Raw genomic sequence first — 17,250 nt, 5'->3', positions numbered from 1 at the left:
TTCGTGCACGGCGCCGACGTCGACTGGACCCCGCTGTTCCCGCCCGCCACCCGGCGGACTGTGCCCGTGCCGACGACGGCGTTCCAGGAGAAGCGCTACTGGCTGGAGCCGGAGCCGACACTGACACGCGGGCCCGGCTCGCTGCGTTACCGCGTCGAGTGGGAAGCGTTGCCGGACAACGGAACGCAGATCGCGGGCCGCCGCTGGCTGGTGGCCGCGGCCGCCGATGACCTCGGCGTCGCCGCAGCGCTGCGGGCGCGGGGCGCGGACGTCGTCACGATCCCCTGGAGCGCCGACCGGGAGGCGGCGACCCGGCTCGTCGACGACGCCGGCCCCCTTGACGGCCTGATCCTGGTCACCGGCACCGCCGACGCCGTCACCGCGCTGCCCGGGCTGCAGGCGGCCCTCGCCGCGGCGGTCCCGGCCCCGGTCTGGGTGGTCACCGAAGGAGCCACGGCCACCCCGGACGCGGCCCAGGTCCAGGCCCTCGGCCGGACCGCCGCGCTGGAACACCCGGGCCGCTGGGGTGGTCTCGTGGACCTGTCCGGTCCCGACGCGGCCGACCGGCTGCCGGGCGTGCTGGACGGGACCGAGGACCAGGTCGCCGTCCGCGCGGACGGTATCTTCGGCCGGCGCCTGGTACCCGATGACGCGCCGGCGGCCGGGGACGGCTGGACCCCGCGCGGAACGGTGCTGGTCACCGGCGGTGGCGGTGCCCTCGCCCCGCACCTCACGCGCTGGCTGGCCGACGCCGGTGCCGACCACGTCGTGCTGCTCAGCCGCCGGGGCGGCGAGCCGGCGGACCTGCCGGGGTGCCGGGTGACGGCGGTGGCGTGCGACGTCACCGACCGGGCCGCGCTCGCCCGGGTGCTGGCCGAGTACCCGCCCGACGCCGTGCTGCACGCCGCCGGCGTCCCGGCCGGGCCGGCCGGGATCGACGACCTGACCCCGGCGAGCCTGGCCGACGCGCTCGCCGCCAAGGTGACCGGCGCCGTCCACCTCGACGACCTCCTGGCCGACCGGCCGCTGGACGCGTTCGTGCTGTTCTCCGCCGCCGCCGGGATCTGGGGCGCCGCCCGGCGCGGGGCCCACGCCGCGGCGGCCGGGTTCCTCGACGCACTCGCCGAGCGCCGCCACGCCCAGGGCCGCCCGGCCCTGTCGGTCGCCTGGGGCACCTGGGCCACCGAGGCGCTGACCGGCGAGACACGGCGGCAGCTCGAGCGCCAGAGTTTGTCCACAATGGATCCTGGCGCCGCGCTGACGGCGCTGAGCGCGGCGCTGCGGACCGGACGGCCCACCGCCGTCGTCACCGCGATGGACTGGGCCCGGTTCGGGTCGCTGTTCACCGCGTCCCGGCCGAGCCCGCTGCTGGCCGGGCTCTCCGGCACCGGAGCCGAAGAGTCCACAGTGGACGACTCCGCGTCGCAAGCGCTGCGGGAACGGCTGCGGCCCCTGGACCCGGCGGGCCGGCGCACGGCGCTCACCGAGCTGGTCCGGGCCGAGGCCGCCGCGGTGCTGGGCACCGACCCGGGCCCGGCGAAGCCGTTCCGCGAGGCCGGGTTCGACTCGCTGACCGCGGTCGAGCTGCGCCGGCGCCTGACCACGGCGACGGGCGTGGCCCTGCCCGCGACCGTCGTGTTCGACCACCCCACCGCGCGGGCCCTCGCCGAGCGGCTCGAGGAGCTGCTGGCCGCCCCGGCCGGCGATCTCCTGGCCGCCCTGGACTCGGTGCTGGACGCGCTCGACCCGGCCGCGCTCGACGACCGGATCACCGCGAAACTGCGCCGGCTCCTGGAACCGGTGCCCGTGCCGGCCCCGCAGCCACCGGCGGCGGACGACCTGGACGCCGTCACCGCCGACGGCCTGTTCGACTTCCTCGACCGCGAACTCGGCCCGTCATGACCGCGGCCGGCCCCCGAAACGGAAACCCGAGTGTGACCCGTGGACGTTGACGACAAGGTTCTCGACTACTTCAAGCGGACCGTGGCCGAGCTGCGCCAGGCCCGCGCCGAGCTCGACGAGCTGCGGGCCGCGAAGGCCGAGCCCATCGCGGTGGTCGGCATCGGCGTCCGGCTGCCGGGCGGCGTCACGAGCCCGGAAGCGCTGTGGCGCCTGCTCGCGGACGAGGTCGACGCCGTCTCGGGGTTCCCGGCCGACCGCGGCTGGGACGTCGAGGCCGTCTACGACCCGGATCCGGACGTCCCCGGCAAGTCGTACACCCGCTCCGGCGGGTTCCTGGCCGACGCGACCCGGTTCGACCCGGCGTTCTTCGGGATCTCGCCGCGTGAAGCGCTTTCCATGGACCCGCAGCAGCGGCTGCTGCTGCAGACGTCGTGGGAGGCCCTCGAACGCGCGGGCATCGCGCCGACGTCGTTGCGGGGCAGCCGGACCGGTGTGTTCTTCGGCGCGGCCGCCCAGGGTTACGGCGCGCAGCTGCGGGAATCGACCGGCGACGCGGCCGGGTACGCGCTGACCGGCTCGTCGTCGAGCGTTCTTTCCGGCCGGGTCGCCTACGTGCTGGGCCTGCGCGGCCCCGCGGTGACGCTGGACACGGCGTGCTCGTCGTCGCTGGTGGCCCTGCACCTGGCGGCGCAGTCGCTGCGGTCCGGCGAGTGCTCGGTGGCGCTGGCGGGCGGCGCCACGGTGATGGAGACGCCGAGCATCTTCGTCGAGTTCTCGCGCCAGCGCGGACTGTCCGCGGACGGCCGGTGCAAGTCCTATTCGGACACCGCCGACGGGACGGGCTGGGGCGAAGGCGTCGGGGTCCTTGCCCTGCAACGGCTTTCCGACGCGCGCCGCGAAGGCCGTGACGTGCTGGCGGTGCTGCGCGGCAGCGCGGTCAACGCCGACGGCGCGTCGAACGGGCTCACCGCACCGAACGGCCCGGCCCAGCAGGAGGTCATCCGCCAGGCGCTGGCCGGTGCGGGCCTGGAACCGTCCGATGTGGACGCCGTCGAAGGCCACGGCACCGGGACGACCCTGGGCGATCCGATCGAGGTCCAGGCGCTGCTGGCGACCTACGGCCAGGGCCGGGAAACGCCGCTGTGGCTCGGCTCGCTGAAGTCGAACGTCGGGCACACGCAGGCCGCGGCCGGCGTGTCCGGGGTCGTCAAGATGATCCTCGCGATGCGGCACGGCGTGCTGCCGCGCACCCTGCACGTGACGGAACCGTCGTCCCGCGTCGACTGGGCCGGCGGCGCGGTGCGGCTGCTGACCGAAGCGCGGTCGTGGCCGGAAACCGGCCGGCCGCGCCGGGCCGGGGTGTCGTCGTTCGGGGTGTCCGGGACCAACGCGCACGTCATCGTCGAGCAAGCTGCCGAGGACGAGCCGTCGCCCGGTGCGTCGTCCGGGATCGTGCCGCTGGTCGTGTCCGCGCGGTCGGCGGCGGGCCTGGCCGACCAGGCCGCCCGGCTGGCCGACGCCCTGGACCCGGAGGTGGATCTCGGCGCGGTGGCGGCGGCACTGGTGCGGTCGCGGGCGCTGTGGGAGCACCGGGCGGTCGTGTGGGCCGAGGACCCCGAGCAGGCGGTCGCGCGGCTGCGCGAGGTGACCAGCCGCGGACCGGCACCGGACGACGACGGTGTGGCGTTCCTCTTCACCGGGCAGGGTGCGCAGCGGCCCAGGATGGGTGCGGAGCTGGCCGCGGAGTTCCCGGTGTTCGCGACGGCGTTCGACGAGGTCTGCGCGGCGTTCGACCGGCACCTGGACCGGCCGCTGCGCGAGGCGATCGCGTCGGACGCGGTGCACGAGACGGTCTATACGCAGGCGGGGCTGTTCGCGGTCGAGGTCGCGATGGTCCGGTTGCTGGAGTCGTTCGGAGTACGGCCGAAGGTCGTCGCGGGACACTCCCTCGGCGAGATCACCGCGGCGTACGTGGCGGGCGTGTTCTCCCTCGACGACGCGGCGATGCTGGTCGCCGCGCGCGGTCGGTTGATGCAGGAGCTGCCGCCGGGCGGGGCGATGGTGGCGGTGGCGGCGTCCGAAGCAGACGTCGAGCCGGTGCTCGGCGACGGCGTGTGGCTGGCGGCGGTCAACGGGCCGGAGTCCGTGGTGCTGTCGGGGACCGCCGAGGCGATCGAAGCCGCGGCGGAGCGGCTGCCGTACCGGACGAAGCGGCTGACCGTCTCGCAGGCGTTCCACTCCGGACTGGTCGAGCCCGTGTTGGCGCCCTTCGCCGCGGTGGCCGCGCGCGTGACCTACCGCGAGCCGTCCGTCCCGCTGGTGTCCACTGTGTCCGGTGCGGTGGCCGGTGCCGAGATCCGCTCGGCGCAGTACTGGGTCGACCAGGTCCGGCGTCCGGTGCGGTTCGCGGACGCCGTGACGACGGTGCTGGCGACCACGCCGGCCGTGCTGCTCGAGGTCGGCCCGGACGCCGCGCTGACGGCGATGGTCCCCGACGGCGCGCCCGCGACGGTGCCGCTGGGCCGCCGCGGACGTCCCGAGCCGGACGTCTTCCGCGCCGCGCTGGCGACGGCGTTCGCCTGCGGCGCCGAAGTGGCGTGGGACCCGCTGCTGCCCGCGGCGCCCGCCCGTGTGTCGCTGCCGACCACGGTGTTCCGCCAGGACCGGTTCTGGCTGACGCCCGGCAGCGCGGTGGCCGACGCGGCCGGCCTCGGCCTCGACGCCGTGGCGCACCCGGTGCTCGGCGCGGCGGTGGAGGACCCGGCGACCGGCGCGGTGACCCTCACCGGCCGGCTGTCGTCCGACGTGCTGCCGGAAGCGGGCGCCGAAGCCTGGCTGGAGCTGGCGATCCAGGCCGGTGACCGGGTGGGTTCACCGGTCGTGCGCGAGCTGACGGCCGAACGACGGTTCGCGCTCACCCCGGGGACGCCGGTGCGGGTGCAGGTCGTGGCCGGCCCGGCGGAGTCCGGTGCACGACGGGTCGAAGTCCACGCGCGTCCCGACGGCGGTGGTGCGTGGGTGCGCTGCGCGACCGGGACCCTGACGACCGCGGCCCCGGTGCCGCCGTCTTTCGCTTGGCCGCCGCCGGGAGCGACGCGAACCGCCGACGGCCTGCTGCGCCGCGGCGAGGACATCTACGCCGAAGTCGAACTACCGTCCGAAGTGGACCCCACGACGTTCGCGATCCACCCGGCGCTGCTCACCGCGGCGCTGGCGGTGACGGGGGAGCAGCCCGCGGCCTGGGCCGGGGTGACGCTGAGCGCGGGCAACGCCGGGTCCGTCCGGGCCCGGCTGACCCCGGTCCCCGGCGGCTGGGCCCTGACCTTGCAGGACACGGCCGGGGCGCCGATCCTGTCGGCGGAATCGGTGACGACCGGGACGGTGCCCCTGGCACACGACGGCGCCGGGGACGCGCTGTTCGCGGTCGAGTGGCGGCCCCTGCCCGACGTCGTCTCCGGTGGTTCCGGCGAGGCCCTGGTCATCGACGGTGCGGCCGGCCTCGCCCAGGCCGTCGAGGCACCGTCCACTGTGGTCCTGCGAGTCGCCCCGGGGACGGGCGAGGAGACCGCTCGGGTGCGCGAGGTCCTCGCCGGAGTGCTGGCGACGCTGCAGGCCTTCCTCGCGGACCCGGCCTGGCGGGACAGCCGGTTGCTGGTCGTGATCCGCGACGCCGCCGACCCCGTCGCGACGGCGGTCGGGGGTCTCGTCCGCACCGCCCGGACCGAGCACCCGGGCCGCGTCCTGCTGGCGGACGTCCCCGGTGACACCGACTTGGCCGCCCTGGCCGCGACGCTGGTGTCCGCCGGCGAGGACGAGTGCCGGGTCGCCGACGGCGAGATCCGGGTGCCCCGGCTCGTCCGTGAGACCGGCGCCCCGGACCCCGGCGCGCGCCCGCTCGACCCGGCCGGCACGGTCCTCGTCACCGGCGGCACCGGCATGCTCGGCTCCGCCGTCGCGGAGTTCCTCGTGCGGGAGCTGGGCGTGCGCGGCCTCCTGCTCGCCTCCCGCCGCGGACCCGCCGCCGACGGGGCCGCCGACCTGGCCGGACGTCTCGAAGCCGCCGGTGCGCGGGTCGACGTCGTCGCCTGCGACACGGCCGACCGCGACCAGGTGCGCGACCTGCTCGCCCGGGTGCCGGCGGGGGCGCCGCTCACCGCCGTCGTGCACACGGCCGGGGTGATCGACGACGGCCTCCTCGGCACGCTCGACCCCGCGCGCCTCGACACCGTCCTGCGCCCCAAGGTCGACTCCGCCGTCCACCTGGACGACCTCACGCGCGAGGCCGGCCTCGCCGCGTTCGTGCTCTTCTCGTCCGCCGCCGGGGTGCTCGGCGGCGCCGGGCAGGGCAACTACGCCGCCGCAAACGCTTTCCTCGACGGTCTCGCGGCGCGCCGTCGCGCCGCCGGCCAAGCCGCCGTCGCCCTGGCCTGGGGCCTCTGGGCCGGCGACGGACAGATCTCCAGCGCCGCCGACGCCCAGCGGATGGCCCGCGCCGGCTTCGGCGCCCTCGACCCCGCGCGGGGTCTCGCCCTCCTCCGCATCGCGCTGACGTCGGCCCGGCCGGCCCTCGTGCCGATGGTCCTCGACGTGGCGGTCCTGCGGGACCGGGCGCGCGACCACGGCGTCCCGCCGTTGCTCAGCGAACTCACCGGGCCGGTCCGGCGGGCCGCCGCCACCGCCGGGAGCGGCCTGCTGAGCCGCCTGGCCGCGGCCGGGCCCGCCGACCGGATCGCGCAGCTCACCAGCCTCGTCCGCGCCGAAGCCGCCGTCGTCCTCGGCGGTGGCGACGGCGTCACCGCCACCCAGGCCTTCCGCGACGCGGGGTTCGACTCCCTCACCGCGCTCGAGCTCCGCAACAGGCTCGCGGACCTCACCGGGACGGCCCTGTCGTCCACTGTGGTCTTCGACCACCCCGACCCGCAGGCACTCGCCGAGTACCTCGCCGGCGCCCTCGCGCCGATCGCGGTGACGGCCGCCGTCGCGACGGCCGCCACGACTGACGACCCGGTGGTGATCGTCGGCGTCGGGCTGCGGCTGCCGGGCGGGGTGGACGGTCCGGAAGCCCTGTGGGACGTCGTTTCCGGCGGGGTCGACACGATCTCGCCGTTCCCCGCCGACCGCGGCTGGGACACCACCGGCCTCGACGGCGTCGCCCGCTTCGGCGGGTTCCTGCACGACGCGGGCCGCTTCGACCCCGCGTTCTTCGGCATCTCGCCCCGCGAAGCCGCCGCGATGGACCCGCAGCAGCGGCTCCTGCTCCAGACGTCGTGGGAAGCGCTGGAACGCGGCGGGATCGCCCCGACGTCGTTGCGCGGGCAGGACGTCGGCGTGTTCTTCGGCGCCTCCGCCCTCGGCTACGGGATGCAGGGCCAGGGTTTTGCCGACGAAGCCGCCGGGTTCGCCATGACGGGGTCGTCGGCGAGCATCATCTCGGGTCGCGTCTCGTACGTGCTCGGGGTGCGCGGCCCGGCCGTCACCGTGGACACCGCGTGTTCGTCGTCGCTGGTGGCGATGCACCTCGCGGCGCAGTCGCTGCGGTCCGGGGAGTGCTCGATGGCGCTCGCCGGGGGCGCGACGGTGATGGCGACCCCGGCGGCGTTCACCGAGTTCGCCCGCCAGGGCGGGCTCGCGGCCGACGGCCGGTGCAAGTCCTTTTCGGACGGAGCCGACGGCACGGGCTGGGGTGAGGGCGTCGGGGTCCTGGTGCTCCAGCGCCTCTCGGACGCCGTGCGCGACGGCCGGGAGGTCCTGGCCGTCGTCAAGGGCAGCGCGGTCAACCAGGACGGCGCGTCGAACGGCCTGACCGCCCCGAACGGACCCGCGCAGCAGGCGGTGATCCGGCAGGCACTGGCCAACGCCGGAGTGGCACCGTCCGAAGTGGACGTCGTCGAGGCGCACGGCACGGGCACCACACTGGGTGACCCGATCGAAGTCCACGCCCTCCAAGCGGCCTACGGTCAGGGCCGCGAGGCGCCGCTGTGGCTGGGTTCGCTGAAGTCCAACATCGGGCACGCGCAGGCCGCGGCCGGCGTCGCCGGGGTCGTCAAGATGGTCCTGGCCCTGCGCCACGACGTCCTGCCGCCGACACTGCACGCCACGCACCCGTCCACCCAGATCGACTGGAGCGCCGGGGCGGTCCGGCTGCTGACCGCGGCCGAGGACTGGCCGCGCGGGGACCGGCCGCGCCGGGCCGGGGTGTCGTCGTTCGGGGTGAGCGGGACCAACGCGCACCTGGTGCTGGAGGAAGCACCCATAGCGGCGGCCTCCCCGGTCGTGGCTGATCCTGGCGTCCTGCCCGTGGTCGTGTCGGCACGTTCGGCCCGCGGCCTCGCCGAGCAGACCGAGCGGGTGGCCGGTTTCCTCGAAAGCCAGGACACCCTCGCCGCGCCCGCGTGGTCGCTCCTGCGGTCACGGGCGTTGTGGGAACACCGCACCGTGGCACTGGCCGGGACCGCCCACGAGGCCGCGGACCTGCTGCGGAAGGGCGCGGTCCAGGGCGTTGTCGACCCGTCCCGTGACGGCGTCGCCCTGCTGTTCACCGGTCAGGGCGCGCAGCGCGTCGGGATGGGTGCGGAGCTGGCGGCGGAGTTCCCGGTGTTCGCGACGGCGTTCGACGAGGTGTGCGCGGCGTTCGACCGGCACCTGGACCGGCCGCTGCGCGAGGCGATCGCCTCGGACCTCGTGCACGAAACCGCTTACACGCAGGCCGGACTGTTCGCGGTCGAGGTCGCGATGGTGCGGTTGCTGGAGTCGTTCGGGGTGCGCCCGCGCGTGGTCGCGGGGCATTCGCTGGGGGAGATCACGGCGGCGTTCGTCGCGGGCGTGTTCTCGCTGCCGGACGCGGCGATGCTGGTGGCCGCGCGGGGCCGGTTGATGCAGGAGCTGCCGCCCGGCGGGGCGATGGTGGCGGTGGCGGCGTCCGAAGTGGACGTCGAGGCGGTGCTCGGCGACGGCGTGTGGCTGGCGGCGGTCAACGGGCCGCGGTCGGTGGTGCTCTCCGGCGACGCCGAGGCGGTGCACGCGGCCGCGGCGAGCCTGTCCTTCAAGACAACCCCGCTGACGGTGAGCCACGCGTTCCACTCCGGACTCCTGGACCCGATGCTCGCCGGGTACGCCGAGGTGGCGCGGCACGTCGACTACCGCGAGCCCACGCTGCCCGTTGTGTCCACTGTGTCCGGACGGACCGCGGGGGCGGAGCTGGGCTCGGCGGACTACTGGGTCGAGCAGGTGCGGCGCCCGGTGCGGTTCGCCGACGCCGTCCGGACCGTCCTGGACTTCTCGGTCGCGGCGGTGCTGGAAGTCGGGCCCGACGCGGCCCTCACCCCGGCCGTGCGTGAGATCGACGACGCTCCGGTCGCCGTCGCGCTGACGCGGCGGGACCGGCCCGAGGCCGGCGCGGCGCTGAAGGCGTTGGCCACGCTGTTCGCCCACGGCGTTCCGGTGGACTGGAGCGCGCTGTTCCCGGCCGGGCTCCCGGTCGTGCCGGTGCCGACCACGGCGTTCCAGAACCGCCACTACTGGCTCAAGACCGGCACCGCCGGCACCGGCGTCCTGCCGGTCGCCCACCCGCTGCTCGGCGCGGCGGTGGCCGACGCCGCGTCCGGCGGGGTCGTCCTGACCGGGCGGATCGCCCGCGAGACGCACCCGTGGCTGACCGACCACGAGGTGGCCGGCACGGTCGTGGTCCCCGGCACGGCGCTCGTCGAGCTGGCCGTGCAGGGCGGCGACCGCGTGGGCACGCCGGTGGTGCGCGAGCTGGTCGTCGAGGCCCCGCTGCGCCTGGACGACGAGCCGGTGCGCGTGCAGGTCGTCGTCGGCGCCGACGAGTCGGGCCGCCGCCCGGTCGGCGTCTACTCCCAAGTGGACGGTGCACAATGGACTCGGCACGCCGCGGGCTTCCTGGTCGCCGAGGAGCCGGCCGCGACCGGCCTGGGGGAGTGGCCGCCGAGCGGCGCCGAGCCCGTCGGCACGTCCGGGTTCTACGACACCCTCGCCGGCCGCGGCTACACCTACGGCCCGGCGTTCCGCGGGGTGACAGCGGCCTGGCGGCGCGGTGACGAACTCTTCGCCGAGGTGACGCTGCCCGAGGGTCTGGAAACCGCGGGGTTCGCGATCCACCCGGCGCTGTTCGACGCCGCCCTGCACCCGACCATCCTGGACGCGGGCGACGAGGTGTCGCTGCCGTTCGCCTGGACCGACGTCGTGGTGCACGCCACCGGCGCGACCACCCTCCGGGCCCGGCTGCGCCCCGTCGACGGCGGCCTGGCCGTCGACCTCGCCGACGGGGCCGGCGATCCGGTGCTGTCCGTCGGGTCCCTGACGACCCGGCCGGTGCCGCGCGACCGGCTCGCCCGCCCGGTCGACGACGCCCTCTTCCGGCTCCGGTGGACGCCCTTGACCGCGGAACCCGGCACGCCCGTCGCGCCGGGGACGGTGACCGGCGATCTCGGTCACCTGACCACGCGTCCCGAGTGGCTCGTCCTGCGTGCCGACGCCGGTGCGGGCAGCGACGAACCGCGGCGGGTGCGCGACGTCACCGGCCGGGTTCTGCGCACCCTGCAAAGCTTCCTCGGCGATCCGAAGTGGACCGGCTCGCGGCTCGTCGTCGTGACGTCCGGCGCGGTGGACCTCGGCGGCCCGCCGGACCCGGTCGCGGCGGCCGTCTGGGGACTGGTGCGCAGCGCCCAGACCGAGAACCCCGGCCGCCTGCTGCTGGTCGACGGTGACATCCCGGACGGCCTGCTCACGGCCTTGGCCGCGTCGGGTGAGGACCAGTGCGCGGTCCGCGACGGCCGGGGCTGGGTGCCGCGGCTGGCCCGGGCCACCGACGACGACCTCGTGCTGCCGGAGGACGGCCCGTGGGCGCTGCGGGCCGCGGGCGGCACCTTCGAGGGGCTCACGCTCGCACCGTCCGCAGTGGAACCCCTGGCCGCCGGGCAGGTGCGGGTCGACGTGCGCGCGGCCGGGGTGAACTTCCGCGACGTCCTGTCCGGGCTCGGTGTCGACGTCGGCGCCGCCGGGATGGGCGGCGAGTGCGCCGGCGTGGTCACCGAGGTCGGTCCGGGCGTGACCGGCCCGGCCGTCGGCGACCGCGTCATGGGCATGGTGCCGGGCAGCTTCGCCCCGCAGGTCGTGGCGGACGCCCGCACCCTGGCGCCGGTGCCCGCGGGCTGGTCGTTCGAGCGGGCCGCGTCGGTCCCGGTCGTGTTCATGACCGCCTGGTACGGCCTCGTCGACCTCGCCGGAGTGCGGCCCGGCGAGCGCGTGCTGGTGCACGCCGCGGCCGGGGGCGTCGGAATGGCGGCGGTGCAGCTGGCGTGGCACCTGGGCGCCGAGGTCTACGCGACGGCGAGCCCCGGCAAGCAGCACATCCTGCGGGAGATGGGGATTCCGGACGACCACATCGCGAATTCGCGGACCCTGGAGTTCGCGGAGAAGTTCGGCCAGGTCGACGTCGTCCTCAATTCGCTGGCCGGGGAGTTCGTCGACGCGTCGCTGGGCTTGCTGGCCGAGGGCGGCCGTTTCCTGGAGATGGGGAAGACGGACATCCGCACGGACGTCGACCGTTACCAGGCGTTCGACCTGCCGGAAGCGGGCCCGGAGCGGATCGGCGAGCTGCTGCGCGAGGTCCTGGAGCTGTTCGGGACCGGGGCCCTGCGACCGATCCCGCTCACGACGTGGGACGTCCGCCGCGCGCCCGAGGTGTTCCGGACGATGGCGCAGGGCAAGCACATCGGCAAGAACGTCCTGACCCTGCCGCGCACGCTCGATCCGGCGGGCACCGTCCTGATCACCGGCGGGACGGGCATGCTCGGCTCGCTCGTCGCGCGGCACCTGGTGGCCGAGCACGGTGTGCGTCACCTCGTGCTCGCGTCACGGCGTGGCGGCGACACCGAGACCGCGCGTGAGCTGCGGGAACGCGGTGCGCGCGTCGACGTCGTGGCGTGCGACACCAGTGACCGCGAGCAGGTCCGGGCCCTGCTGGACGGCCTCCCGCTCACCGGCGTCGTCCACGCCGCCGGGGTCCTCGACGACGGCGTGCTCGCGTCCCTGGACGACGAGCGGCTCGACCGGGTCTTCGCGCCCAAGATCGACGCCGCCGTGCACCTGGACGAGCTGACCCGCGACGCCGACCTCGCGTTGTTCGCGGTGTTCTCGTCGGTCGCGGGTGTGCTCGGCGCCGCGGGCCAGGCCAGCTACGCCGCGGCCAACGCGTTCCTCGACGCGCTGGCCGTCCGCCGTCCCGGTGCGGTGTCCCTGGCCTGGGGCCTGTGGGCCGGCGACACCGGGATGAACGCCGGGCTCGCCGACCAGGACCGCCGGCGCATGGCGCGAGCCGGGTTCGGCGCCCTCGACCCCGCCCGGGGCATGGCCTTGTTCGACCGGGCGCTGACGTCCGCGCGGCCCGCGCTGGTGCCGATGGCTGTCGACGTCCACGCGCTGCGGGACGTCCCGCCGATCCTGCGGGACCTCGCCGGCCGCACCCGACGCACCGCCCGACCCGCCGAAAACCGTTCTGCGGTGAGGGATCTGGCCACACTGACGGAGCTGGTGCGCGCCGAAGCCGCCGCCGTCCTGGGCGGCGACGAGCACACCATCGGGGCCGCGCAGGCGTTCCGCGACGTCGGGTTCGACTCCCTGACCGCCGTCGAACTGCGCAACCGGCTCACCACCGCGACCGGGATCGCGCTGTCCGCCACCGTCGTGTTCGACCACCCCAGCCCCCGCGCCCTGGCCGAGCACCTGCTCGGCGAGCGCGACCCCGCGGCCGCCGAACCCACGCGCGCGGTGCTCGACGACGACCCGGTCGTGGTCGTCGGTATGGGCGTGCGGCTCCCCGGTGACGTCGACAGCCCCGACGCGCTGTGGGATCTGGTGCGCGACGGCGTCGACGCGATCACCGGGTTCCCGGCCGACCGCGGCTGGGACCTCGACGCGCTGTACGACCCCGACCCGGACTCGTCGGGCACGTCCACCACGCGGTCCGGCGGGTTCCTCCACGACGCCGGCCGCTTCGACGCGGGGTTCTTCGGCATCACCCCGCGCGAGGCGCTCGCCATGGACCCGCAGCAGCGGCTCCTGCTCCGGACGTCGTGGGAGGCCCTGGAACGCGCGGGCATCGCGCCGACGTCCCTGCGCGGGCAGGCCGCGGGGGTGTTCTTCGGCGCCTCGGCGCAGCACTACGGCGCCGGCGCGGAGAACCCCGGCGTCGAGGGTTACGTCCTCACCGGATCGTCGTCGAGCGTGCTGTCCGGCCGGGTGTCCTACGTGCTCGGCGTGCGCGGACCGGCGGTCACGGTGGACACGGCGTGTTCGTCGTCGCTCGTGGCCCTGCACCTGGCCGCGCAGTCGCTGCGCAGCGGCGAGTGCTCCCTCGCGCTGGCGGGCGGCGCGTCCGTCATGGCGACGCCGGGGATGTTCGTCGAGTTCTCGCGCCAGCGCGGCCTGTCCGCGGACGGCCGGTGCAAGTCCTTCTCCGACCACGCCGACGGCACCGGCTGGAGCGAAGGTGTCGGAGTGCTGGTGCTGCAACGGCTTTCCGACGCGGTGCGCGAGGGCCGTGAGGTCCTGGCCGTCGTCCGGGGCACCGCCGTCAACCAGGACGGCGCGTCCAACGGCCTCACCGCGCCGAACGGGCCCGCCCAGCAGGAGGTGATCCGGCAGGCCCTCGCCAACGCCGGGCTGGCACCGTCCGATGTGGACGTCCTCGAAGGACACGGGACCGGAACGACCCTCGGTGACCCCATCGAAGTCCAGGCGCTGCAGGCGGTCTACGGCGTGGACCGGGATCCGGCGCGGCCGCTGCTGCTGGGGTCGCTGAAGTCCAACATCGGGCACGCGCAGGCCACGGCCGGGGTCGCCGGGGTCGTCAAGATGATCCTCGCGATGCGGCACGCGACGGCGCCGCGGACCCTGCACGCCGGCGAGCCGTCGTCGCGGGTGGACTGGTCGGCCGGCGGGATCCGGCTGCTCGCCGAGCCGGCGCCGTGGCCCGAGGCGGACCGGCCGCGGCGCGCGGCGGTGTCGTCGTTCGGGGTCAGCGGCACCAACGCGCACGTCGTCCTGGAGCAGGGGCCGCCGGTCGCCGAGGCTGACGTCCAGCTCACCGGGCCGGTGCCGGTGGTCGTGTCGGCGCGGACCGCCGACGCGCTTCTCGACCAAGCGACGCGGCTCGCGGCCTTCCTGGACGGTGGCCCGGACCTCGGCACCGTCGCGTGGACCCAGGCGCACGCGCGCGCCGCGTGGGAGCACCGCGCGGTGGTGTTCGCGTCGGACGTCACCGAGGCGGCGACGCGGCTGCGGGCGGCGCGGGCGTCCCGGGTCGCGTCCGGCAGCGGCGTCGCGCTGGTGTTCACCGGTCAGGGCGCGCAACGGGTCGGGATGGGCTTCGAGCTGGCGGCGGAGTTCCCGGTGTTCGCGACGGCGTTCGACGAGGTCTGCGCGGAGCTGGATCGGCATCTGGACCGGCCGCTGCGCGAGGCGATCGCGTCGGACGCGGTGCACGAGACGGTCTACACGCAGGCGGGGTTGTTCGCGGTCGAGGTCGCGATGGTCCGGCTCCTGGAGTCGTTCGGCGTGCACCCGCGCGTGGTCGCGGGGCACTCGCTGGGGGAGATCACCGCGGCGTACGTCGCGGGCGTGTTCTCACTGGCGGACGCGGCGATGCTGGTCGCGGCCCGGGGCCGGTTGATGCAGGAACTGCCGCCCGGCGGGGCGATGGTGGCGGTGGCGGCGTCCGAAGTGGACGTCGAACCGTTGCTGGGCAACGGGGTCTGGCTCGCCGCGGTGAACGGGCCCGAGGCGGTCGTGCTGTCGGGCGACGCCGACGCGGTGCACGCGGCCGCGGCCGCGCTGCCGGTCAAGACCACCGCCCTGCCGGTGAGCCACGCGTTCCACTCCGGACTCGTCGAGCCGATGCTGGCGGAGTTCGCCGAAGTGACCGCCCGCGTCGAGTACCACGAGCCGGTGGTACCGCTGGTGTCCACTGTGTCCGGTCAGCTCGCCGGGGCGGAGCTGAGTGCGGCGGACTACTGGGTCGAGCAGGTGCGACGTCCGGTGCGGTTCGCCGACGCGGCCCGCACCCTGACCGGCCAGAACGTGGCGGCCGTGCTCGAGGTGGGCCCGGACGGCGTCCTGACGGCGATGCTGCCCGAAGGCGGTGTGGCCTTCACCCGGCGCGACCGGCCGGAGGCCGAGACGGCCCTGGCCGCCCTGGCGCAGCTGTACACGCGAGGCGTCGACGTAGACTGGACGCCGTTGTTCCCCGAGGACGCGCGGCGGCTCGTGCCGGTGCCGACAACGGCGTTCCAGGACGAGCACTACTGGCTCAAGCCGGGCACGGGCCGCGCCGACGCGGCCGGGCTGGGCCAGGTCCCGGTGCGGCACGCGCTGCTGAGCGCCGTCGTGGAGGACCCGGTGGCGGGCGGCGTCGTCCTGACCGGCCGGGTGTCCCGCGAGGCGCCCGCGTGGCTGGCGGACCACGCGGTCGCGGGTTCGGTGCTGCTGCCCGGAACCGCGCTGCTGGAGCTGGCGATCCAGGGCGGCGACCGGGTCGGCACGCCCGTGGTGCGCGAGCTGGTGATCGAGGCGCCGCTGCGGCTCGACGCGGCCACCCGCGTGCAGGTCACGGTGGGTGCGGACGCGGACGGCCGCCGCGCGGTGGCCGTCCACTCCCGCCCGGCCACCGGACCCGGTGGCTGGACGCGCCACGCGGCCGGCTTCCTCGCCGCGGCCGGCCCGGCCGGCCAGGCGCTGACCGAATGGCCGCCGTCCGGCGCCGAAGTGCTGCCCATCGACGGCTTCTACACGCAGCTCGCCGAGCGCGGCTACGCCTACGGGCCCGCGTTCCAAGGCGTCACGACAGCCTGGCGGCGGCGCGGCGAACTGTTTGCCGAGGTCACCGCGCCCGGCGGCCTGGACGTCGCCGGATTCGCACTGCACCCGGCGTTGTTCGACGCCGCCCTGCACGTCACGGCGCTCGAAGCCGCCGACGGCGTCACGCTGCCCTTCGCCTGGACCGACGTCGCCGTGCACGCCACCGGCGCGACGTCGCTGCGCGTCCGGATCCGCCCGGCCGGCGACGGCCTGGCCCTCGACCTCGCCGACCCGGCGGGTGCGCCGGTCGCGTCCGTCGGCTCCCTCGTCACCCGCCCGATCCCGCGCGATCACTTGACCGCGCCGGTCGACGACGCCCTCTTCACCCTCACCTGGACCGAACTCCCGCACCACGAAGATCCGGCACCACAAGACTGCGTCGTGCTCCGGGTCGACACCGGCGGCCCGGGCGAGGAGCCCCGGCGCGTGCGCGACGTCGTCGGGAGCGTGCTGCGGTCCGTCCAGGAGTTCCTCGCCGACCCGGCCCAGGCCGGGACCCGGCTCGCCGTGGTCACCACCGGCGCCGTCGCCCCGGACGGCGGCACCCCCGACCCGGTCGGCGCGGCGGTCTGGGGCCTGGTCCGCAGCGCCCAGACCGAGAACCCGGGCCGGCTCCTGCTCGTGGACGGCGACGTCGCCGACGGCCTGTTCGCGACCCTCGCGGCCGCCGGTGAGGACCAGTGCGCCGTGCGCGACGGGCACCTCTGGGTGCCGCGCCTGACGCGCCCCGACGCCGGTCTCGTCCCGCCCGACGGGCCGTGGGTCCTCACCGCCACCGGCGGCGGCACCTTCGACGACCTCGCGCTCGTCCCCGCACCGCACGCCACGGAACCCCTCGAACCCGGCCAGGTCCGCCTCGCCATGCGCGCCGCCGGCCTCAACTTCCGCGACGTCCTGGCCGGCCTCGGCGTCGACGTCGGCGCGGCCGGGATGGGCGGCGAAGGTGCCGGCGTCGTGCTGGAGACCGGCCCGGGAGTGTCCACTGTGGACGTCGGTGATCGGGTCATGGGCATGGTGCCGCAGGGCTTCGGGCCCGTCGTGGTCGCCGACGCCCGCACCCTCGCCCCGGTGCCGGAAGGCTGGTCGTTCGAGCGCGCCGCGTCGGTGCCGGTCGTGTACCTGACGGCGTTCTACGGCCTCGTGGACCTGGCCGGGGTGCGGCCGGGCGAGCGCGTGCTGGTGCACGCCGCCGCCGGGGGCGTCGGGATGGCCGCGGTCCAGGTCGCGCGGCACCTCGGTGCCGAGGTCTACGCGACGGCGAGCCCCGGCAAGCAGCATGTCTTGCGGGAGATGGGGATTCCGGACGACCACATCGCGAATTCGCGGACCCTGGAGTTCGCGGAGAAGTTCGGCCAGGTCGACGTCGTGCTGAATTCGCTGGCCGGTGAGTTCGTCGACGCGTCGCTGGGGCTGTTGGCCGAGGGCGGCCGTTTCCTCGAGATGGGGAAGACGGACATCCGCACGGACGTCGAG

The 17,250-nt window shown here is 75.8% G+C and carries 2 protein-coding genes and 1 pseudogene (1 of these 3 cut by a window edge); all 3 read left to right on the top strand.

Features of this window, described 5'->3' with window-relative positions; genetic code table 11:
* Positions 1-3: 3 nt before the first annotated feature.
* Positions 4-1,170 (top strand): annotated as a pseudogene (locus OG439_RS50295) (beta-ketoacyl reductase); the annotation flags it as partial.
* A gap of 69 nt (positions 1,171-1,239) precedes the next feature.
* The gene (locus OG439_RS50290) at positions 1,240-1,902 is read left to right on the top strand and encodes a beta-ketoacyl reductase (RefSeq protein ID WP_442792340.1); all 663 of its coding nucleotides are present in this window, start codon (positions 1,240-1,242) and stop codon (positions 1,900-1,902) included.
* Positions 1,903-1,941: 39 nt separating this feature from the next.
* A protein-coding gene (locus OG439_RS19390) for an SDR family NAD(P)-dependent oxidoreductase (protein ID WP_326950764.1) crosses the window boundary here: on the top strand, positions 1,942-17,250 show its start. The gene runs 20,409 nt beyond the window's last position; 15,309 of the gene's 35,718 nt are visible here — the first part of the coding sequence; it begins with the start codon at positions 1,942-1,944; its stop codon lies beyond the right edge, outside the window.

The sequence above is a fragment of the Amycolatopsis sp. NBC_01307 genome (assembly GCF_035975215.1).
Taxonomy (GTDB): Bacteria; Actinomycetota; Actinomycetes; order Mycobacteriales; family Pseudonocardiaceae; genus Amycolatopsis.
The sequence above is the reverse complement of the archived record's forward strand: the minus strand, read 5'-3'. Positions and strand labels throughout refer to the sequence as shown.